Source organism: Streptomyces sp. NBRC 110611 (genome assembly GCF_001590865.1).
In the GTDB taxonomy this organism is placed as follows: Bacteria; Actinomycetota; Actinomycetes; order Streptomycetales; family Streptomycetaceae; genus Streptomyces.
The window spans coordinates 69,100-88,892 of record NZ_BBUY01000015.1 but is presented as its reverse complement, the minus strand read 5'-3'; the positions used below and the strand labels follow the sequence as shown (position 1 = coordinate 88,892).

Below are 19,793 nucleotides of genomic sequence, written 5' to 3'. Positions count from 1 at the left end.
CAACTCGATACTCGTTCGCGCGCCTGTAAGAACGAGCGGAAAGGGCAACACCATAACGCTCAGCGATCTCAGTGAGGGTTCCCTTATCGTCGCGCGATAGGTACGGAGATTCGTTCAGCTTCTCCTCAAGCTGCAACAGGCGCTTAGCGTCACGGCCACCATTGGGGTTCCTGCTCACAGCGTGAGCGACTGAGAGCCACGAATCACACCCCGCACCACAGAACATATGGAATGTTCCAGCCGTGCGAACAGAGCGCGACCGCTCGCAACCGTGACGATAACAGGGAAGAGGAACGGACATTTGAGGGGCCTCCTAGGGCGCCCCCGGCCATAGAAGGCGGGGATAGGGAGGGGCGGGGAGTATCAACTACCCCCCGCCCTAGATTCATTGACCGGGTTCTACAGAGAGAATGTGAGACCCTTACGGAACTTGCCCGTTCCCTCCCCCAGGAAAGCAATGCTCCCCGCATGCTTTGCCGCCTCATCCACCACGCCCGACAGGGAGAGTTCCGGAAGATTCATGCGGGCCCGCGCGTTCAGCGACTGCTGATCTTCGGCAAACTCGGCGGGGGTGTCGTTGTACTGGCTCCATTCGCTATCAGTGCGTCGGCAAGCATCCGCCATATCGGACAGCTCATCCGCCTCATAGAGGGCAGCGCGCAGGGACTCAACTGCCTTATCCACCTTGGCCCGTGTCTTGGGGATCTGCTTGACCACATGTGTGGCCGTGATGTTCCGCCACTCGTAGCGTTCGCTGTTGAGTAGCCGCTTGTACTCGTCGCGAAGATCGCAGGAATGGGCCCAAAGGGCATCCCGCTCAGCAATAGCCTGCCGTACTCCAGGGGCCGTTTCTGCCTGCCTGGTCTGTGCCTCCGCAGCACTGGCAGGAGTCGGCTTTCCGGCCTTGAGGGCCGCTCGCATTTCAGCGTGCGCGGTGTCGGCAATAGCGCCGTACTCCTCGTACTGGGTGCGCGCCTTCTCCTCGGCCCCCTCGAATCGCTGTACGGCCTCTGTGAGCGCCCTTCGGGCCCCCTGTACGGCTTCGGGTGCATGAGCCATCGGAAGGCCGTGAGAGGCGCGCGGAACGTCATTCAGCGGAGAGTTGTCGTCGGCCCACGGATCGCGCCACTCGGCAGGAACACCGTTGGCGTCAACGGTCATCATGCGCTGTTCGCGCATCTCGCGGTCAATGCGGGCGCGCTCCTGCTGTAGTCGCCACTCGGCCATGCGGGAATGACCGGAGCCAAAGCCGAGATTGAGGTCAGGGTCAGAACCAAAGAACATTTCGGATACTTTCTGCTATGAGTTTTACGGGCGGAGGGTGCTGAGGTCAGCGAATATGTGCCCGCTTGCTGATTTCGGCGGCCAATTCGACAGGGTTGTACTTCTCCTCGGTCGGGGCCTTCACGGGATTCGCAGGAGTGGCTGACGGGCCATCGAAGGGCTCGGGGGCGTTCTCTTCAAGTCCCGCTCTGCTGCTGCCATTTCGGATCGCGATAGCGCGCAGGAGTTGACGCACCTCCGGGTCTGGGATCGTCCCACTTGCCGGGCCCGAACCATTGGCGACAGCGCGGCGGGCCAGTTCCCGAGGATCGTTCTCCTTGGCCTTTTGCTTGGCGATATCGGCGCGGGCAATGCTCAGCATTGCACCCGCCTTGCCTAGCGCGGCAGTTACCATCCAGCGGGGAGGCTCTAGACCGGCTTCTCTGTATGCGTTGACTGCCGCCTGCGCGGCGGTTTTCTCATCCATCGTGATGTCCTTGAATATCCGGGTACAAAAAATCCCCCTTACTCGCCGGGTCTCTGCCTAGACCACAGCAAGCAAGGGGGATATTCGGCGGGGTGCACCGGCTACGCGCGTGCGACTCTCAACGCCGAAGAATGCGGGATCGCGGAGGCAGCCGCGAAATGGGGTGAGCAAGCCCGATGGCAAGTGCGGACCATCGGGGCTTACAGCGCACACCCAAAACAGGAGACGTTCCCACAGACCAGAGAGTGAGCCTGTTACGCAACTCCACTTACGAGTTAACGAGTGGGATGCCCGGCCTTGCGCAGCCGGTAAGCCTTTTGCTTGTGTGCTGCCGAACAGTAATGGCGAGCCCGGCCAGTGCCCTCCCAACCGGCATTGTTCTCGCAACCTTCCAATTGGCACACGACGTCTTCGCGTGCCTCGAACTCCGCTTCCCTTGAGCGTTCAGCGCAGAAGGTAGAGCAGAAGCGTTGACGCGGGTTCCTCGGGTCGAACGCCTCCTCGCAGTACGCGCAGTTCCGGCCGAATAGCCTCGCGCTCCTCTCTGCTGCTGTTAGCTGCTCAAAGCGCTTGTGTGCCTTGCGGTGCGCCTCACCGCAGTACATTTCTTGACGGCCCGATAGCCAGCGGTCGCAGACGGCACAGCGGCCGGTCTGAGCTTCCCAGGGGTAGTACGGCATTGGTTCGTTCCTTGCTGGGGGGTGTTACGAACCGTGCTGAATTTGTCCTAGGCATCTAGTCCCTACTGGGGATTTCTATAGACAGACACATACCCTTGGACAATCAACACTAGATACGTAACAAGTAGAGGTAGAAGAGGTAGAGAGGGAGGGCTAGCCCTCTCCTCGCTGTAGCCGCTGGCGCTTCGCCCTATAGGCGGCCCGATCCTTGCAGCGCGCCGAGCAGTACCGCGCTGGACGGCCAACACCCTTGTACTGCAAGGGGTTCGAACAGTCGGGGCCCTCGCAGCCCTCAGCGGGGAACAGGATGGCATCGACGAATTCCAGGGCCTCACGCATGGCCCCGTGCAGTTCCTCCGCTGTGGGATGACCGGACGCGATGGCGGACCACGCAAGTTCCTCGGCGTGCTGGATCGCTCCGCGTATTAGCGCGTAACTCCCCTTTGAGGATCGCTGATTCCGCGTGGCTCCCCTGAAAGTCGGGTCAGGGGTCCGCGTAAGTCCCCGGAATGGCTGGTCAGTCATGGTCAGTTCTCCTCGAAAGTCGCCGTAACGGATAGGCGTGTTCTGTGTAATCCCTCGTAACGAGGGCTGATCAGTGCGGTGATTCCGCGAAATCCGCGTAAGTAGGTCGAAGAAAACCCCCGCCATCGCTGACGGGGGCTCGGTACGGAGGAGTCGATTACGCGGGTGTCTCCGCGTAGCGCACCAGCAGCGCGAGGCGGGCGGCCTGTAGGTCCGGAGAGTTGCCCAGGTTCGAGCGGAAGGCGCGTACCAGGCGGCCCCGCTTCCCTCCCTCGGCTGACCACGCGTCCATGCGGGCGCTGAGCGTCGCAAGATCCAGGGTGTTGGTGATCGGCACGCCATTCCTCCTCGCTGCTGTGTAGCTGCTCCTCGTAGTCCTCAAGCGAGCCGAATGCCCGGCGGACAGACGCGAACCGCAGAAGCGAGCCAGAGGGCCGCAAGACAGCACTCCGGGGTACGGCTGAGCCCCCGGCGGGTTTGATCCTCACCGGGGGCTCAGACGGCCTTACGCGGCCTTGTGGGCGTCCTTCTCGCGCTGCCTGTCGATCGCGGCACGCATCCGTGCTTCCCTCTCCTCACGGAGCCGCCGGGCGGTGTCCGCCGATGCCTGCCGCTCCGCTTCCCTGGCAGCGCGTTCCTGGGACGCACGGGCCCTCTCCCGCTCCCGCTGGCGACGCTCCGCCTGTTCCTGCCGGGCCCGCTCCTCGCGCTGACGCTGCCGCTCCTTGGCTTCCGCCTCGACGGACCGCCGCTCCTCCGTCTCACGCTCCTCGCGCTCCCGGAGGGCAGCCTCCTCCGCCTCACGCTGACGGACGATGGCCCGGATTTCGGCGGCCATCTCTTCGGGGGTGGGGCGGGTCACGCTGCGGTCTCCAGAGTCGATACAAGCTGCTCAGACCGGACACTACCGGGCACGTCCCACGTCAGGGCCACACGGCCACTGTCGGGGGCCTCCTTGGTCGGGTAGACCGTGACCTTGAGCCCCTTCCCGGCGAGTAGCGCACGCTCCTCGACGCTGCCCTCGTCCAACTCCGCCAACGCGTCCATGACTGTCTGATCCGTCGCCGTCCATGTCTCGGTCACCTCCGGGTCATGCTCAGCCGTCAGACGGGCGTACGTGGCCTCAAGGTCCGTAAGCTGCCCCGTCAGCGTCTCCAGCGCCGGGCCGTCCACCATGCCCACAGCCCGCGTGATCCGTTCCCGCTTCGCTGCCAAGTCGGCAAGCTCCCCGGAGTGGTCCACGCCTCCCGAGTAGGTCACGACGAACAGCGGCTCATGCCCGAAGCGGTCGGCGAACTCCCCGCGCACCAAAGGTTCTACGCGGTCCGCCATGATCGAGCCGTGCCCGTTCTCGCACTTGTAGAGCAGGCGCTTGCGGGACGACAGACCACCGTTCATGGCGCACCCATGCGAGCAGCGGACATGACCGGCCAGCGGCGGGGCGTCCCGGCGTTCGGCCCGCTCCCCGGCCTCAAGCTCCTTGAGTCGATCCTTGAGCCGCTTGGCGGTCGCGGCGTCGATGACCTCGGGTCCGTACTGCACGGGGGTCACACCGTCCGCCTCGGTGACAAGCTCACCCTTGTACTCACGCCACCCCCGCAGCACCACACCGCGAAGGAGCTTGCGCCACTGCTGACGGCCGATGGGAAGGGGCTCAGCCGTCGCGGCGAGGGAACCGCCCTTGCCCCCGGCGAGCAGCTTGCCTATCTGCTTGCGGCACAGTGCGAACGCCTCGGGGTCCTCCGCAAGGTATGCCTTGCCGTCCCGCCGCTCCATCCGGTACGGCCACGGAGCCTTACCCGAGATCCAGCGGCCTTGCGTGCGCCGCTCCTCGTGCGCCGCCTCGCTGCGTTCGGTGATCATGCCCAGTTCCCAGGCAGCAACGGCAGCGATGATCTGCGCGACCAGACGGCCCGTGCCCGACGTGTCGGCGGAGTCCAACAGCCCGTCCGAGGTGATCAGCCGAATGTCGTTGGAGTCGGCCCACGCCATCAGCTTGTCGAACTCGGAGACCGACCGTGCGAAGCGGTCCAGCTTCCACGCGATCACGCACGCCGGACGGTCCGCCATGATCCGGACCATGCCCTTGCGGGACTCCAGCGCACTGCCACCGGACACGCCATCGTCTACGTAGGCGTTCGCTACGGCATCGGCAATCTCCTCGGCGCTGAAACCCAGGGACTCAGCCTTGAGGCAGCACGCGCGAAGCTGCACGTCCAGAGAGGACGACTCATCAGAGGAACGGGACAAGCGCAGCGAGAACGCCAACGCGGGACGGACAGGGACGCGAGTCTTCGTAGTGGTGCTCACTACGTCCCCGAGTGAGTGAGACGACACCACCGCACCGGCCGCAGTGACCAGCATGGGGCGGACAACATCGGGCTTGACCAGCAAAGACGCGGACATTCGCACTCCGGGGAGCTGCCCTAGGACGCACCTGCCATGTGACCGGGGTCATGTCCTAGGCGGTGAACAGTTCCCTCGAACAGGCCCGGGACATCCAGGTCTCGCCGCAGGTCCTGGACGCGATCGCCCGCGCGCTGCTGCTCGACCGCGCCGAGCGCAGCCATCTGTTCGCGCTGGCCGGGGCGGTCGACCCGCGGCCCGGTACCGAGTGCACGCGCGTCGTGCCGAAGGCGCTGCGGCAGGTACTGGACCAGCTCGCGCCGTTCCCCGCGGCCGTCCAGAACAGCCGGTTCGACGTCCTCGCCTACAACAGCACCTACGGGCGGCTCATGTGCGACTTCGACGCGCTGCCCGAGGAGGACCGCAACTGCATGTGGCTGGCGTTCACCCACGCCGAGTGGCGGGCGCGAACGGTCGATCTGGAAGTCTCGAAACGGCTGATGGCCGCCAAGTTCCGGGCGGCCATGGCCGAGCATGTCGCCGAGCCGGCCTGGAAGGCGCTGGTCGCGCGGCTCACGGAGGCATCGGCCGAGTTCCGCGAGATCTGGGCAGAGCACGAGGTCGTCCGCCCGACGAGTGGCGTCAAGGTCATCAGGCACCCGCATGTGGGCATCCTGCAGCTCTCCTCGAGCAGCCTGTGGACGGGCCCCAACCCCGGCCCCAAGCTGCTGACCTACACGCCGGCCGACGAGACGACCCGGGAGCGCCTCGAAGAGCTGGAGAAGCTGGCGCTCGCCACGGTGTAGGGCCTGCCCGGCCCCTACGCCCTGGCCGTGGCGTGCCCGCCCCGTGGCTCCTCGTCCAACAGATCCGCCGTACGCAGCGCGGTCCGCCGCGCCCATGGCCCCGTCGTCAGCGCCCCCAGCAGCAGTACGGCCGTGCCGCAGCCCGCGATGATCCACCACGCGGAGCGGCCGGCCGCCACGAACTGGCTCGCGCCGGCGGCGGCATGCGCTCCGCCCGCCAGTACGGCGCCGATCACCGCGACGCCCAGCGACGTCCCCACCTGCCGGCTCGTCGAGGCCACGGCGGCCGCCACCCCCGCCTGGGCGCGCGGCATGCCGGACACCGCCGTATTGGTGATCGGGGCGTTGACCAGCCCGAATCCGACGCCGAAGAGCACATAGCCGGTGAACAGCAGGACATCCGTCGACTGCGCGTCGAACACCGCGAAGAGCAGCCCGGCCCCGGCCATCGCCGTACCGGCGAGCAGCAGCGGGAGCCGGGGGCCGCGGCTGCCGACCAGCCGCCCCGACAGCGGCGCGAAGAACACCGTCATCCCGGCCATCGGCAGCATGTGGAGCCCGGCGCCCAGCGCGGACAGCCCGCGGATGTTCTGCAGATAGAGCGTGTTGAGGAACAGGAAGCCGCCGAGCGCGGCGAACGCGCAGACCGCCACGACCGTGGCCCCGCTGAACGGTGCGCTGTGGAAGAACCGCAGGTCGATCAGGGGTTCCACGCGGCGCCGCTCATAGGCGAGCAGGGCTGCCAGCGATACCAGCGCCATCAGGACGAAGGACAGGATCTCCGCGGACGTCCAGCCGGCGCCCGGCGCCTCGATGATCGCGTACGTCAGTGAGCCGAGCAGTGTGATCACCAGCAGCTGGCCGACCGGGTCGAGCCGGCGGGGCCTGGGCGCGCGCGACTCTGGGACGTACCGCAGGGTGAGGAAGATCGCGAGCGCACCGATGGGGACGTTGACCCAGAAGATGGAGCGCCAGCCGACGCTCTGCACCAGCAGCCCGCCGATCACCGGCCCGGCCGCCATGCTGACGCCGGCGACCCCGCCCCACACGCCGATGGCACGGGCCCGCTCCCCGGGGGCGGTGAAGGTGTTGGTGACGATCGACAGCGCGACGGGGTTGAGCATCGAGCCGCCGATCGCCTGCACCATCCGGAAGGCCACCAGCCACGACAGGCTGGGCGCCAGGCTGCACAGCAGCGAGCCGGCCGAGAAGACCGCCAGTCCGACCAGGAAGATCCGCCGCCGGCCCAGCCGGTCCGCGGTCGAACCGGCCAGCATCAGCAGCGATGCCAGCACCAGCGTGTACGCGTCGATCGTCCACTGCATACCAGAGACCGAGGCACCCAGCTCGCGCTGCATGGACGGCAGGGCGACGTTGAGGACCGTGCTGTCGAGGCTGACGATCAGCAGGCTCATACAGCAGATCGCCAGTACGAGGAGCCGACGTGGGCCGCTGATGCCGGACATGGTTGAACGCTACGGCGGTTCCGGGCGCCCGGCTCTGCGAAAGCCCGGTCGAGGGCCGGACGGTCCGGTCCGTCCGGGCTCGCCGAGGCCACTCGCGCGGTGCGGGACAATAGGAGGTCGCAAGGAGCTCGCAGCGGCCGGTGCCCCGTACGGTCCGCGAAGCCGACGTCGAAGAAAGCCGAAGGTACCCCTGCCATGACCCTGCTGCAGATCGGTCCGCACACGGTGCAGCCACCCGTGGTCCTCGCGCCGATGGCCGGGATCACCAATGCCCCGTTCCGGACCCTGTGCCGCGAGTTCTCGGGCGGCAAGGGCCTCTTCGTCAGCGAGATGATCACCACGCGGGCGCTGGTCGAGCGCAACGACAAGACCATGCAGCTGATCCACTTCGACGAGACCGAGCAGCCCCGCTCGATCCAGCTGTACGGCGTCGACCCGGACACCGTGGGCAAGGCCACCCGCATGATCGCGGAGGAGGACCTCGCCGACCACATCGACCTCAACTTCGGCTGCCCGGTCCCCAAGGTGACCCGCAAGGGCGGCGGCTCGGCGCTCCCGTACAAGCGTCCGCTGCTGCGCTCCATCCTGCGGGAGGCGGTGGCGAACGCGGGCGGGCTCCCGGTGACCATGAAGATGCGCAAGGGCATCGACGACGACCACCTCACCTACCTGGACGCCGGGCGGATCGCGGTCGAGGAGGGGGTCACCGCGATCGCCCTGCACGGACGCACCGCGTCCCAGCACTACGGCGGTACCGCCGACTGGGAAGCCATCGCCCGCCTCAAGGAGCACGTACCGGAGATCCCGGTGCTCGGCAACGGCGATATCTGGTCGGCGGACGACGCCGAACGGATGATGCGCGAGACCGGGTGCGACGGAGTGGTCGTGGGACGCGGCTGCCTGGGCCGGCCGTGGCTGTTCGGTGACCTGGTCGCCGCGTTCGAGGGCACAGAATCAGGGCGCGAAGCGCTTCCGTTGGAGGGCGCTGGCGGGCGACGGGCGGGCGCCGAGCCGACGCTCAAGGAGGTCGCGGCCGTGATGCTGCGGCATGCCACCCTGCTCGGCGAGTGGCTCGGTGACGAGTCGCGCGGCGTGATCGACTTCCGTAAGCATGTCGCCTGGTACACCAAGGGCTTCTCGATCGGTTCCGAGATGCGTCGCAGCCTGGCGGTCACCTCCTCCCTCGACGAGCTCGACGCCCTGCTGTCGGAGCTCGACCTCGATCAGCCGTGGCCGGCCGGCGCCGACGGGCCGCGCGGCCGTACCTCGGGGCGCAATCGTGTGGTCCTCCCCGACGGCTGGCTGGACGACCCGTACGACTGCGCGGGTGTGGACGCGGACGCGGAGCTGGACACGTCGGGCGGCTGAGGCTGAGCATCCGCGTATCTGCGTATCTGCACAGCGGCAGGTGCCCCGGTGGGCGGGCTGAGACCGTTCACCCGTGCACCCATGGGCGTCTGTGCACCGATGGGCGTCCTGGTGGGCGGATGTGGGGCGTGTCGCTGTCGCCATACGGGACGTCCGGCGCCGGTCACGTTACCGTTTGAGGCCGTATGGGCGGAATGTACGGCCAACGGCGGTACATGGGCCATCGGCGCCGGCCAGGGAGAGCTGTGGTGAGCGGACACCGTTCCCTCGAGGACACGCAGAAGGCGGTACAGGCCAAACTGGGCGACACGCCCCTCCGTCATGAACAGATGGCCGCGGTGGCGAACCTCTACCGGGCCGCGGCCGCCGTACGGCAGCACCTGGAGAACTCGGTGCTGCGCGGCGCCGATCTGACCTGGACCTCGTTCGTCGTGCTGTGGGTGGTCTGGGCCTGGGGCGAGCAGGAGACCCGCCGGGTCGCCGAGGAAGCCGGTATCTCCAAGGGCACGCTCACCGGCGTCGCCCGTACGCTGCAGGGCCGCGGCCTGCTGGAGCGCCGGGGGCACCCGACCGACGGCCGGCTCGCCCTGCTCTCGGCCACCCCCGAGGGGGAGCGGCTGATGGCCCGGCTCCTCCCGGAGGTCAATGCCGAAGAGGCCTTTGTCACCGAGGGGTTGAGCGACGACGAGGCAGTGGAGCTGGCGGATCGGCTGCACCGGATCGTGACGCAGGTCGAGAGCCACGGCGAGGAACGGCGCCTGGAACTGCTGGACGGGCAGGAACCGCGGCCCAGGAGGAGCGGCCGCCGGGCGAAACGCCACGGCCCGGCCCTTCCGCAGCCCGATGTGCCGGCCGGACCGCCGCGGTATACGAGTCCGGACGGGAGCCCGGTGACGGGGGTGCGGTGACGGAGCCCGGTGACGGGAATGCGGTGACGGGAGCGCGGTATACGAATCCGGACGGGGGAGCGGTGACGGGGGTGCGGTGACGGAGCCCGGTGACGGGAATGCGGTGACGGGAGCGCGGTATACGAATCCGGACGGGGGAGCGGCCCTGCCGCCGGTCGGAAACTATGGCCTGAACCTGACACCCCTGACGCGCCGGCGGTCACAGTCCTTGATCACGCAGGCGATCGGACGACGCTGAGCGAGTTCGAGGGAGCCCAAATGATGCACTGGAGGCACACATGAGCGCGTGATTCTCGCCACTCCTGATAGGGGTAGCGCTCAGATGAGCGACCAGTGGCGGGCTCCACTCTCCAAATGATGGCACCGGGTGCCAGTCCAGATGGATTCGGCCTATCAAGTCATCCATTGCGGTGCGTGGAAAGTGTCGCCCACTTCAGCGGCGGAGCGAGATGATGCGTTCAAGCAATGAAGGATCGCTCAACCGGCCGAGTACTTTCGATCCGCTGGCGGACGGCCCGTTACATGCATATGTCGACCAAGTGGACGTACCCATACGCCTTCGATCTGGGTATGTTCCTCGCCGTCAGGGCAGCCCGTCGGCGAGGAGTCAGTGCCGTGCCGGAAACACAAGATCCCCAGGTGACCCAGCCTGCGTCCCCGAAGTTCGTCTACGACTTCACCGAGGGGAACAAGGACCTCAAGGACCTGCTAGGCGGCAAGGGTGCGAACCTCGCCGAGATGACCAACCTGGGTCTTCCCGTCCCTCCGGGCTTCACGATCACCACCGAGGCCTGCAAGGTCTACCTGGAGAGCGGCGCCGAGCCGAAGGCACTCCGTGCCGAGGTCACCGAGCACCTCAACGCCCTTGAGCGGAAGATGGGCAAGCAGCTCGGCCAGGCCGACGACCCGCTGCTCGTATCGGTACGTTCCGGTGCGAAGTTCTCCATGCCCGGCATGATGGACACCGTCCTCAACATCGGCCTCTCCGATGCGTCGGTTTCCGGCCTCGCCGCGCAGGCCGGCGACGAGCGGTTCGCCTGGGACTCGTACCGCCGCCTCATCCAGATGTTCGGCAAGACCGTGCTGGGCGTCGACGGCGACCTCTTCGAGGAAGCCCTGGAGGAGACCAAGCGGGCCAAGGGCGTCAGCGTCGACGTGGATCTGGACGCCGACGACCTCAACGGCCTGGTCGCGCAGTTCAAGGACATCGTCGCCAAGGAGACCGGCCGCGACTTCCCGCAGGACCCGCGCGAGCAGATGGACCTCGCGGTACGCGCGGTCTTCGACTCGTGGAACACCGACCGCGCCAAGCTGTACCGCCGTCAGGAGCGTATCCCCGGCGACCTCGGCACGGCCGTCAACGTCTGCTCCATGGTCTTCGGCAACCTCGGCCCGGACTCCGGCACCGGCGTCGCCTTCACCCGCGACCCCGCCAGCGGCCAGCAGGGCGTCTACGGCGACTACCTGCAGAACGCGCAGGGCGAGGACGTCGTCGCCGGCATCCGTAACACCGTCCCGCTCGCGGACCTCGAAGCGATCGACCGGACCTCGTACGACGAGCTCATGCAGATCATGGAGACGCTCGAAACGCACTACAAGGACCTGTGCGACATCGAGTTCACCATCGAGCGCGGCAAGCTGTGGATGCTCCAGACCCGGGTCGGCAAGCGCACCGCCGGTGCCGCCTTCCGGATCGCCACCCAGCTCGTCGACCAGGGGCTGATCGATGAGGCCGAGGCCCTGCAGCGGGTCACCGGCGCCCAGTTGGCGCAGCTGATGTTCCCCCGCTTCGACCTGAGCGCGACGTCCGACCTGCTCGGCCGGGGTATCGCCGCCTCCCCGGGTGCGGCGGTCGGCAAGGCCGTCTTCGACTCGTACACCGCCGTCAAGTGGTCGCGCTCCGGCGAGAAGGTCATCCTGATCCGCCGGGAGACCAACCCCGACGACCTCAACGGCATGATCGCCGCCGAAGGCATCCTCACCTCGCGCGGCGGCAAGACCTCGCACGCCGCCGTCGTCGCCCGCGGTATGGGCAAGACCTGTGTCTGCGGCGCCGAGGAGCTGGAGGTCGACACCAAGCGGCGCCGGATGACGACCCACGACGGGACCGTCGTCGAGGAGGGCGACACCGTCTCCATCGACGGCTCCACCGGCAAGGTCTACGCCGGCGAGGTGCCGGTCGTACCGTCCCCGGTCGTGGAGTACTTCGAGGGCCGGATGCACGCCGGCGCGGACGACGCGGACGAACTGGTCAGGGCCGTGCACCGGATCATGGCGTACGCGGACCGGGTACGCCGGCTGCGCGTACGGGCCAACGCCGACAACGCCGAGGACGCCGCCCGCGCCCGCCGGTTCGGTGCCCAGGGCATCGGCCTGTGCCGCACCGAGCACATGTTCCTCGGCGAGCGCCGGGAGATGGTCGAGCACCTCATCCTTGCCGACACCGACGCCCACCGCGAAGCCGCCCTCAGCGAGCTGCTCCCGCTTCAGAAGGCCGACTTCATCGAGCTGTTCGAGTCGATGGACGGCCTGCCGGTGACCGTACGGCTGCTGGACCCGCCGCTGCACGAGTTCCTGCCCGACATCACCGACCTGTCGGTGCGCGTCGCGCTGGCCGAGGCCCGGCACGAGAAGCACGAGAACGACCTCCGGCTCCTCCAGGCCGTGCACAAGCTGCACGAGCAGAACCCGATGCTGGGCCTGCGCGGCGTACGCCTCGGCCTGGTCATCCCGGGCCTGTTCGCCATGCAGGTACGGGCGATCGCCGAGGCGGCCGCCGAGCGCAAGAACGCCAAGGGCGATCCGCGCGCCGAGATCATGATCCCGCTCGTCGGCACCGTCCAGGAGCTGGAGATCGTCCGCGAGGAGGCCGAGCAGGTCATCGCCGACGTCGAGCGGACCCACGGCGTCAGCCTCAAGCTCACCCTCGGCACGATGATCGAGCTGCCCCGCGCCGCCCTCACGGCCGGTCAGATCGCCGAGTCCGCCGACTTCTTCTCCTTCGGCACGAACGACCTCACGCAGACGGTCTGGGGCTTCTCCCGCGACGACGTCGAGGCCAGCTTCTTCACCGCGTACCTGGAGAAGGGCATCTTCGGCGTCAGCCCCTTCGAGACCATCGACAAGGACGGGGTGGGCCAGCTGGTCCGCAACGCGGCCGCGGCCGGCCGGGCCACCCGCCCGGACCTCAAGCTCGGCGTCTGCGGCGAGCACGGCGGAGACCCGGAATCCGTCCACTTCTTCCACGAGGCGGGCCTGGACTACGTCTCCTGCTCCCCGTTCCGCATCCCGGTCGCACGGCTGGAGGCGGGCCGCGCGGCGGCCGAGGCGAAGGGCAGCGACAGCCGCTGACCGACGCTGCGGACGGCACTCCGAGACCACCGGAGCCGGCGCCAGGGACTCCGACCCTCATAGGCCTGGCAGGCCGGCTCCGGTACTCAACGAGGGCGGCACCTTGTGCGGAGGTGCCGCCCTCGGCTTTGTGCCGTCCTCGGCTTTGCGGGGTGCGGGATCCATGGGTCTGTCGGGGCACTGGGGTGTGGGTCATGCGGGGCGGCGCTGGTGCGCGACGGCGCGTCACCGGGTGGATACGAGATATTTCCTATTAGCCTCTCGTAACCGTATGAAGTCGATCAGCAACTGATCGTATCCTCGCAATCCACCGGAGAAGAAATGCACAAGCTTCGTAAGGCTGCTGTCATGACCGCCGTCCTCGGCAGCGTCAGCCTTCTCGGCACCGGCATCGGCCACGCCTGTGGCGGGTCGAGCCCGGACGCCCCCGACCGCCAGCAGTCGAGCAGCAGCAGCGTCTACGACCGGCAGCAGCCGAGCGGTGACGCCTCCGCCCGTCAGCAGTCGAGCCCTGAGGCCACCAGCCGTCAGGAGCAGCCGATCCGCAGCGACTCCGCCCGTCAGCAGCAGCTGGGCCCGGCCGACAGCAATCGCCCGCAGGCGCTGAGCCCGAGCGACAGCAACCGCCAGCAGCAGCCGAGCGCCAGTGACTCCAACCAGCAGCAGATGCGCGCCGGCGACTCCACCCGCCAGCAGGTGACCCGTGACGACATCAGCCGTCAGCAGGCCGCTCCTGCCGCGGCGGTCCGGCCGCAGGCGGCCGGCGGCGAGACCGCCCGGCTGCAGATGGGCGCTGGGGAGCGCGACCACCTGAGCACCGTGTGCAAGTCGAACGACAAGAACATCGACACGTACGGCGAGGTCGGGTTCGCGAACGGCACCTCGGGCAATTCGGACGACAACGCCGGCGACCCGGGCTCGCAGACCACCCAGATCGGCTCGTCGATGAACTGCAGCAACAGCGTCGACAACAGCGCCGAGAAGTAACGCCGACGGGCCCCGGCGTCCGGCTCCGTGGCCGGCGCCGGGCCCTCGGGCCGGCGATGCAATTCGGCCATCTGTACTGGACGGTCCTACGAGGGCGGCACCTGTGCGGAGGTGCCGCCCTCGCTTTCTCCGGACTCCCCCCTCGGGAGCTGCCGCCACCCCGGTCGGCGCGGGAAGGCGGCCTTCGGCGGGACTGTCGAGCGGGCGGTTCGTTGCCCATCACCCCCCACGGGATCGAGCAATCCGGGCCGCTCGCGTCGTCGCCGAATTGAGTACAAGCATTCCTGTCCGCCGCCGGGTGGCGCGAGCACTTTCAAGTCTGGCCAAAAGGGCATGGTGACCGCACGTGTTGGCGTGCATACTCAGGCGTGCCGGGGGCCGACTGAGGAAACCAGAGGTGGGGGTTCGGTGTTACGCGTCCATTTCAGTGGACTCGATCTGGCCCGCGTACGCATTGCGGCGCGCCCGGACGCACTGTGGGAGACGGTCTTAAGTTTTCATCGACTACGTGACAGACGCGATGATTCGACGTTCGGCAAATGGCGATCGGAAACGCGCGGAAAGTTGAATGGCGAAGCGCGTCTCCTGGCACCGCTGGTGCCCACCCGCGGCTATTTTCCCGATTTCCTGACGCCCGCCGAAGGGCTCCTGGGGATGGCCGATGCGCTCGGCGCGCTGCGCGAGACGCCCGCCGTCCGGCTGCACGAGGAGCTCTCCCGGCTCTCCACGGCCACCCGCCCGCTGCCGTCGTGGATACGGGCGATGGCCGACGGCGACACCCGCTCGCTGGGGCGCCTCGCTGGCGTTCTGCAGCGCTACTACGAGGTGGCGGTCGCTCCGCACTGGTCGCGGGTCCAGGGCCGTATCGAGGCCGACCGTGCCGCCCGCGGCCGGGCCCTCCTCGACGGCGGGGCCGACCGGCTGCTCGCCTCGCTGCCGTCGATGATGCGCTGGCGCCCGCCGGTTCTGGAGGCCGACTACCCGGTCGACCGTGACCTGTACCTGGGCGGCCGGGGCCTGTTGCTGCTGCCGTCCTACTTCTGCCGTCGTACCCCGGTCACCTTCCACAACCCCGACCTGACGCCCGTCCTGGTCTACCCGGTGGAGCACCAGGCCCCGCGGCTCACTCCGCACACCGCGCCGGAACGTTCCCTCGGCCGGCTCGTCGGCCAGACCCGGTCGGCCATACTCCAGGGCATCGGTGTCGGGTGCACCACCAGCGAACTCGCCCGCCGTGCCGATGTCTCGCTGGCCTCGGCCAGCCAGCACGCGACCGTACTGCGCGACGCCGGCCTGCTGACCACCCTGCGTCAGGGCAACGCCGTACTGCACACCCTCACCCCGCTGGGCGCGGCCCTGCTGCGCGGAGCGCGGCCGGCGGAGGGGGCGGCCTATGAGCGCCTGGTGTGAGGCGGGGCGGCGCTTCCGCGGCTGTCCGTACGGGAAGAGGGAGAACCCCCGGGGATAGTCGTGTACCGCCCGCGTGCGGTAGATCCGGGCCATGATTTCCGAAGGCAAATTGTTGTACGTTGCCGCTATATCGGCCCGCAGGGTGTCCTCGCCCGCGGGCGGCACCTCATGCGGTGGCAACACCGCGCCGAGCGCCGGGCGTTCCCGGAACGCGGCATCCACGTGCCATACGTATCCGAACGCGGGGCCCCGCCGGCCGCCTTGTGGCACCGGACGACATCCTCCGAATCGCTCTGAGCCAGGAGCGGATTGGTCTTCAACTGCCCGCAATTCGCGGCGAATTCACTTGGTGACCCGGAAGTAAGATGCTGCCTCCGGAAGAACAACACCTGTCACTCCGGCAACGCCCGGTTCCGCTGCGTACGCCGTCCGCCCGCATACCTCAGTCATCGATTCCACTACGCTCCACCCCCGCGACGATGTACCGCTGGAGCAGCAGGAAGACGACCACCAACGGCGCGATCGACACCGCCGCGGCCACGAACAGCTCATGCAGACTGAGCCGCTGCGCGGTGGTGAACGTGGACAGCGCGACCTGCACCGTCCAGGCCTCCTGGTCCTGGCCGATGACCAGTGGCCAGAGGAAGGCGTTCCAGGCCCCGATGAAGACGATCGTTCCGACGGCCGCGAACACCGGTCGGGAGTTGGGGACGACGATCCGCCAGTACGTCCGCCAGTGGCCGAGTCCGTCGACACGTGCCGCGTCCTCCAGCTCTCTCGGGAAGCCCAGGAAGTACTGCCGGAAGATGAAGCACGCGAAGGCGCTGAACAGCGTCGGAATGATCAGTCCGCGCAGTGTCGAGATCCATCCCAGCGTCGATACCAGGACAAAGCTCGGCACGAACGTCACGGCCGCCGGCACCATCAGGGTGCCCAGGATCGCGTAGAACACGGCGTTGGCGTAGCGGTACGGAATCCGGGCCAGGCCGTACCCCGCGAGGGAGGCCAGGACGACCGTGCCGACCGTCGTGGACACCGCGATCAGCGTGGAGTTGAGCAGCGCACGCCCCAGGGGTAGGGCGGGATCCCGAAAGACTTCGGTCAGATTCGACCACTGCAGGTCGCGGGGGAAGAACGTCCACTCCGGAGCCGTGAGGTCCTGCTCGGTCGCCAGTCCGTTCCGTACCAGCAGATAGAACGGGATCAGGAACAGCAGGGCCAGTGCGACCAGCAGCGCCACCCGCAAGGCCCGTCCGGCCCTGGTCAGCGCGTCTGCCATCGCCCCTTGCGTCGCACCGTGCGTCGTCGCATCCCGCATCGCGCTCAGTCCTCCCCCTTGCGGCCGAGCCCGAACCACCGGGCCTGCACCACCGTCGCCAGCGCGATGATCAGCGCCAGGATCACCGCGCCCGCGCTCCCCAGCCCGAGGTTCTGGTCCTGCCCCAGCGCCGTGTAGTAGAGGTAGACCAGCGGCGGCCGGGCGTACGGCGGGTAGCCACGCGCATCGCTCAGCAGGTTGTAGAACTCGTCGAACGCCTGGAACGCGTTGATCACCAGCAGCAGGACCACGGCCACCGAGGTCGCGCGAAGCTGCGGAAAGGTGATGTTCCGGAAGGTCTGCCAGCCGGGCCGGGCGCCGTCCACCGCGGCCGCCTCGTACAGCTGAGGCGAGATCCGCTGGAGCCCCGCCAGGAACAGGATCATGTAGAACCCGGCCTGCAGCCACAGCCGAACGGTCACGATGACCAGCCAGTACCACGGCGGATCGGTGGTCGACAGCCAGGCGGTCTGGTCCGCCCCGAACCAGCCCAGCACCGTATTGGCCAGTCCGAACCGCACCCCGTTGAAGATCGACAGCTTCCAGATCACCGCCGCGACGACATACGAGCAGGCCGTCGGCAGGAAGAACACCGACCGGAAGAACGCCTGGGCCACGCGCAGCCGGTTGACCATCAGCGCCAGCGTCAGCGACAGCACATACGTCGCCGGCACGATGAACGCCGTGAACAGGACGAACGTCCCCAGGCTCCCGAGAAACGCCTCGTCGCCGAGCATCGCACCGTAGTTGCCGAGGCCTACGAAGTCCGAGCCGGCCGGACTCACCGTGTTGTGCGCGTCGAAGAAGCTGAGGTACACGCTCCACGCCAGCGGCACGTACGTGAACAGCCCCAGCCCGATCGCGAACGGCCCGACAAACACCCAGAACCACAAATTCCGCCGCTGCGGCCCGAGCACCCGGGCCCCGAAGGACCGGCGGGCGGGTCCGTGCCCCCGTCTCACTTCCGCTTGGCCAGGCCTCACTTCTTCTTGACCCGCTGAAGTTCGGCGTTCACCGTCCGCAGCACGCTCTTCAGCTCACTCTCCGGGTGGGCGCCGTCCTTGATGATCCGGCTCAGCGCGTCCTGGTAGGCGGTCCGGTCCGCGGTCGTCCACAGCAACGGCTCCGCATACCCGTGGTCCGTCGCGAAGCGCACCGCTTCGGCCGCCGCCCCCTCCCGCAGCCGCTTCGCCTTCTTCGCCAGCGAGATCCGCGCCGGGATGTGGAACCCGTACGACAGGGCGAAGTCCTGCTGGAAGTCCGTCCGTTCCACCCACAGCCACTTGGCGAACGCCTTCGCCTCCGCCTTGCGCCTGCTCCGTGCACTGACCGCGGAGCCGTACGCCCCCACGAGAACGGAGGGCTTCCCGCCGCTTCCGTCCCGGGGGAACGGCAGCACCCCGAAATCCTGCCCCAGTGCCTTCTCGATCTGCGGCAGTGCCCACAGGCCCGACCACTGCATCGCCGTCAGCCCCTGGATGAACGCGGCCGGATCGGACCAGTCGGTAGGCGCCCCCAGCAGCAGCGACCTGTCCGCGTACAACTGGCGGATCTTCGCCAGCGCCCGCGCCGCCGCCGGATCGTCGAACCCGGCCTTCCCCTCCGCGCTGATCAGAGTGAGTCCCGCGGCGAACAACGGTGTTCCGCCCAGCACCCCCACCCCACCGTCGTTCCCCAAGAACAGCCCCTTGGTCTGCTTGGTGGTCAGCGCCTTGGCCGCATCCACCAACGCATCGAGTGTCTCCGGCGGCTCCACCCCGGCGTCCTTCAGCGCGCTCTTCCGGTAGTAGAGCAGCTGCATATCGACAACCTGCGGGATACCCCAGATCTTCCCCTGCCAGATCTTGGGCGCCAGCACGGTCTGCGGGAAGTCGTCCTTCACCGGCTCGACCTCGGCGGTGAGATCGGCCACCTGGCCACCCCGGACCTGGTCCAGCAAGGGGCCGTTGACCTCGAAGACGTCCGGCCCGGAGTCGGTGAGCAGCGCGGCGGCCGTCTGCCGGTCGTAGTCCCCCGGCCGCCACTGCACACTCACCCTGGCCTTCCGGTACGCCGCCGCATACCGCTTCACGGCCTGCTCGGTGCCCGGCTCCCCGTACTGGTGGTACCACTGGCTGATTCCCGGCCCCGAACTGCCGCCGCCCCGCCCGGTGTTCGACCCGCATGCCGTGGCCGCCGCCGCACCCAGCGCCATCCCGCCCCCGGCCGCCAGTACTCGCCGTCTCCCGATCGCCGTCATGGCCGTCGCTCCCTGTGCTCGTCACCTGCCGCCTGTTGCCTGGCGTTGATCGTCGATCACCGCACGATGCGACCGTCCACTCTGCCGCACAACCATGAAGCGCGTATGGCAACCTCACGAACTCGTCGCAGGGGTCGTGCCGGGCCGGGAGGGGGAGGGGCGCGGGGGCGCGGGGGGGGAGAGAGGGACGAGGGGAGCGAAGGCGACAAGGGGGGTGAGGGGGACGGGTGACGCTACGGCCTCGGCTGGCGCTGTGCGCGGTAGAGGGCGATGGCGGATTCGGTGGGCAGGTTGGGGACGGTGACTGTTTCGCCGGTGTCCTTGGCCACGACGATCTTCGCTCCACCGGGGGGCGGGGGCTGGGGTGATCCTGACGCGTCGGTGGCAGGGGGGTAGGCGGCGTACACGAGGTAACCGAGGTCGAACTCGTGGACGTGCAGGGGCGCCGGAGAGCCGTCCGCCAGCTTGGGCTGGGCATAGCGGTTGCGGACGATGGCGAGAGCTGCTTCCGGGGTGGTGGGGGGAGCGGCCGGGGGGGTGTTCGGCGGGGTCGGGATGTCCTGCGACACGGTAAGTCTCTCCTGAATGGTGTGGTGCCTTTACGGGGCAGGTAGCCGGTTACTGGTAGGACTTACGTGC

15 protein-coding genes and 2 pseudogenes are annotated in these 19,793 nt (G+C 68.1%); 6 read left to right on the top strand and 11 right to left on the bottom strand.

Translation table 11 applies throughout. The features are described 5' to 3' along the window. Window positions 1–399 precede the first annotated feature (399 nt). From AZE13_RS25470 to AZE13_RS25455, 5 genes are all read right to left on the bottom strand, one after another. Entirely contained in the window at window positions 400–1,284 is an 885-nt protein-coding gene (locus tag AZE13_RS25470) for a hypothetical protein (protein ID WP_066936562.1), read from the bottom strand. Between the two features lie 46 nt (window positions 1,285–1,330). Beyond that, window positions 1,331–1,750: a hypothetical protein gene (locus AZE13_RS36440; protein ID WP_147264720.1), complete on the bottom strand. Its 420-nt coding sequence runs from the start codon at window positions 1,748–1,750 to the stop codon at window positions 1,331–1,333. Window positions 1,751–3,112: 1,362 nt separating this feature from the next. After that, complete coding sequence (locus AZE13_RS25465) at window positions 3,113–3,292, bottom strand: hypothetical protein (RefSeq protein ID WP_066936559.1); 180 nt, start codon at window positions 3,290–3,292, stop codon at window positions 3,113–3,115. Between the two features lie 168 nt (window positions 3,293–3,460). After that, window positions 3,461–3,817: a hypothetical protein gene (locus AZE13_RS25460; protein WP_066936556.1), complete on the bottom strand. Its 357-nt coding sequence runs from the start codon at window positions 3,815–3,817 to the stop codon at window positions 3,461–3,463. Further along, window positions 3,814–5,223 (bottom strand): recombinase family protein, encoded by a 1,410-nt coding sequence (locus tag AZE13_RS25455; protein WP_066936771.1) that lies wholly within the window; start codon window positions 5,221–5,223, stop codon window positions 3,814–3,816. Before AZE13_RS25455 ends, AZE13_RS25460 begins: the two co-directional genes overlap by 4 nt. A 212-nt stretch (window positions 5,224–5,435) precedes the next feature. Here AZE13_RS25455 and AZE13_RS25450 point away from each other — a divergent pair. After that, a pseudogene (locus AZE13_RS25450) lies at window positions 5,436–6,107 on the top strand (XRE family transcriptional regulator); the annotation flags it as partial. 14 nt (window positions 6,108–6,121) lie between these two features. On the opposite strand, the gene AZE13_RS25445 reads toward AZE13_RS25450, so the two are convergent. Then, window positions 6,122–7,573, bottom strand: a complete 1,452-nt coding sequence (locus tag AZE13_RS25445) for an MFS transporter (RefSeq protein ID WP_066936553.1) — start codon at window positions 7,571–7,573, stop codon at window positions 6,122–6,124. 195 nt (window positions 7,574–7,768) lie between these two features. On the opposite strand from AZE13_RS25445, the gene dusB reads away from it, so the two are divergent. From dusB to AZE13_RS25420, 5 genes are all read left to right on the top strand, one after another. Further along, entirely contained in the window at window positions 7,769–8,941 is a 1,173-nt protein-coding gene (gene dusB, locus AZE13_RS25440) for a tRNA dihydrouridine synthase DusB (protein ID WP_066936549.1), read from the top strand. A gap of 248 nt (window positions 8,942–9,189) precedes the next feature. Beyond that, window positions 9,190–9,849 (top strand): MarR family winged helix-turn-helix transcriptional regulator, encoded by a 660-nt coding sequence (locus AZE13_RS25435; RefSeq protein WP_079124357.1) that lies wholly within the window; start codon window positions 9,190–9,192, stop codon window positions 9,847–9,849. Window positions 9,850–10,419: 570 nt separating this feature from the next. Then, the gene (ppdK, locus tag AZE13_RS25430; RefSeq protein WP_258527996.1) at window positions 10,420–13,200 is read left to right on the top strand and encodes a pyruvate, phosphate dikinase; all 2,781 of its coding nucleotides are present in this window, start codon (window positions 10,420–10,422) and stop codon (window positions 13,198–13,200) included. A gap of 321 nt (window positions 13,201–13,521) precedes the next feature. Continuing rightward, the gene (locus AZE13_RS25425; protein WP_107288437.1) at window positions 13,522–14,187 is read left to right on the top strand and encodes a hypothetical protein; all 666 of its coding nucleotides are present in this window, start codon (window positions 13,522–13,524) and stop codon (window positions 14,185–14,187) included. Between the two features lie 564 nt (window positions 14,188–14,751). Then, on the top strand, window positions 14,752–15,597 hold the full coding sequence (locus AZE13_RS25420; protein ID WP_066936540.1) for an ArsR/SmtB family transcription factor: 846 nt from the start codon (window positions 14,752–14,754) through the stop codon (window positions 15,595–15,597). A gap of 57 nt (window positions 15,598–15,654) precedes the next feature. Here AZE13_RS25420 and AZE13_RS38385 read toward each other — a convergent pair. The 5 genes and pseudogenes from AZE13_RS38385 to AZE13_RS25400 all read right to left on the bottom strand — a co-directional run. Then, window positions 15,655–15,780: pseudogene (locus AZE13_RS38385) on the bottom strand (taurine dioxygenase); the annotation flags it as partial. Window positions 15,781–16,039: 259 nt separating this feature from the next. Further along, a complete protein-coding gene (locus tag AZE13_RS25415) occupies window positions 16,040–16,876 on the bottom strand; it encodes a carbohydrate ABC transporter permease (RefSeq protein ID WP_066936537.1) in 837 nt (278 codons plus the stop codon). Between the two features lie 44 nt (window positions 16,877–16,920). Then, window positions 16,921–17,832: a carbohydrate ABC transporter permease gene (locus AZE13_RS25410; protein WP_066936534.1), complete on the bottom strand. Its 912-nt coding sequence runs from the start codon at window positions 17,830–17,832 to the stop codon at window positions 16,921–16,923. Window positions 17,833–17,894: 62 nt separating this feature from the next. Next, entirely contained in the window at window positions 17,895–19,154 is a 1,260-nt protein-coding gene (locus AZE13_RS25405; RefSeq protein ID WP_079124355.1) for an ABC transporter substrate-binding protein, read from the bottom strand. 233 nt (window positions 19,155–19,387) lie between these two features. Further along, complete coding sequence (locus AZE13_RS25400) at window positions 19,388–19,723, bottom strand: hypothetical protein (RefSeq protein WP_258527988.1); 336 nt, start codon at window positions 19,721–19,723, stop codon at window positions 19,388–19,390. Window positions 19,724–19,793 lie beyond the last annotated feature (70 nt).

What these genes read in the sequence shown, in the direction of transcription:
- AZE13_RS25470 (WP_066936562.1), bottom strand. Translation starts at nt 1,284, where the DNA reads ATGTTCTTTGGTTCTGACCCTGACCTCAATCTCGGCTTTGGCTCCGGT.
- AZE13_RS36440 (WP_147264720.1), bottom strand. Translation starts at nt 1,750, where the DNA reads ATGGATGAGAAAACCGCCGCGCAGGCGGCAGTCAACGCATACAGAGAA.
- AZE13_RS25445 (WP_066936553.1), bottom strand. Translation starts at nt 7,573, where the DNA reads ATGTCCGGCATCAGCGGCCCACGTCGGCTCCTCGTACTGGCGATCTGC.
- dusB (WP_066936549.1), top strand. Translation starts at nt 7,769, where the DNA reads ATGACCCTGCTGCAGATCGGTCCGCACACGGTGCAGCCACCCGTGGTC.
- ppdK (WP_258527996.1), top strand. Translation starts at nt 10,420, where the DNA reads ATGTTCCTCGCCGTCAGGGCAGCCCGTCGGCGAGGAGTCAGTGCCGTG.
- AZE13_RS25425 (WP_107288437.1), top strand. Translation starts at nt 13,522, where the DNA reads ATGCACAAGCTTCGTAAGGCTGCTGTCATGACCGCCGTCCTCGGCAGC.
- AZE13_RS25415 (WP_066936537.1), bottom strand. Translation starts at nt 16,876, where the DNA reads ATGGCAGACGCGCTGACCAGGGCCGGACGGGCCTTGCGGGTGGCGCTG.
- AZE13_RS25405 (WP_079124355.1), bottom strand. Translation starts at nt 19,154, where the DNA reads ATGACGGCGATCGGGAGACGGCGAGTACTGGCGGCCGGGGGCGGGATG.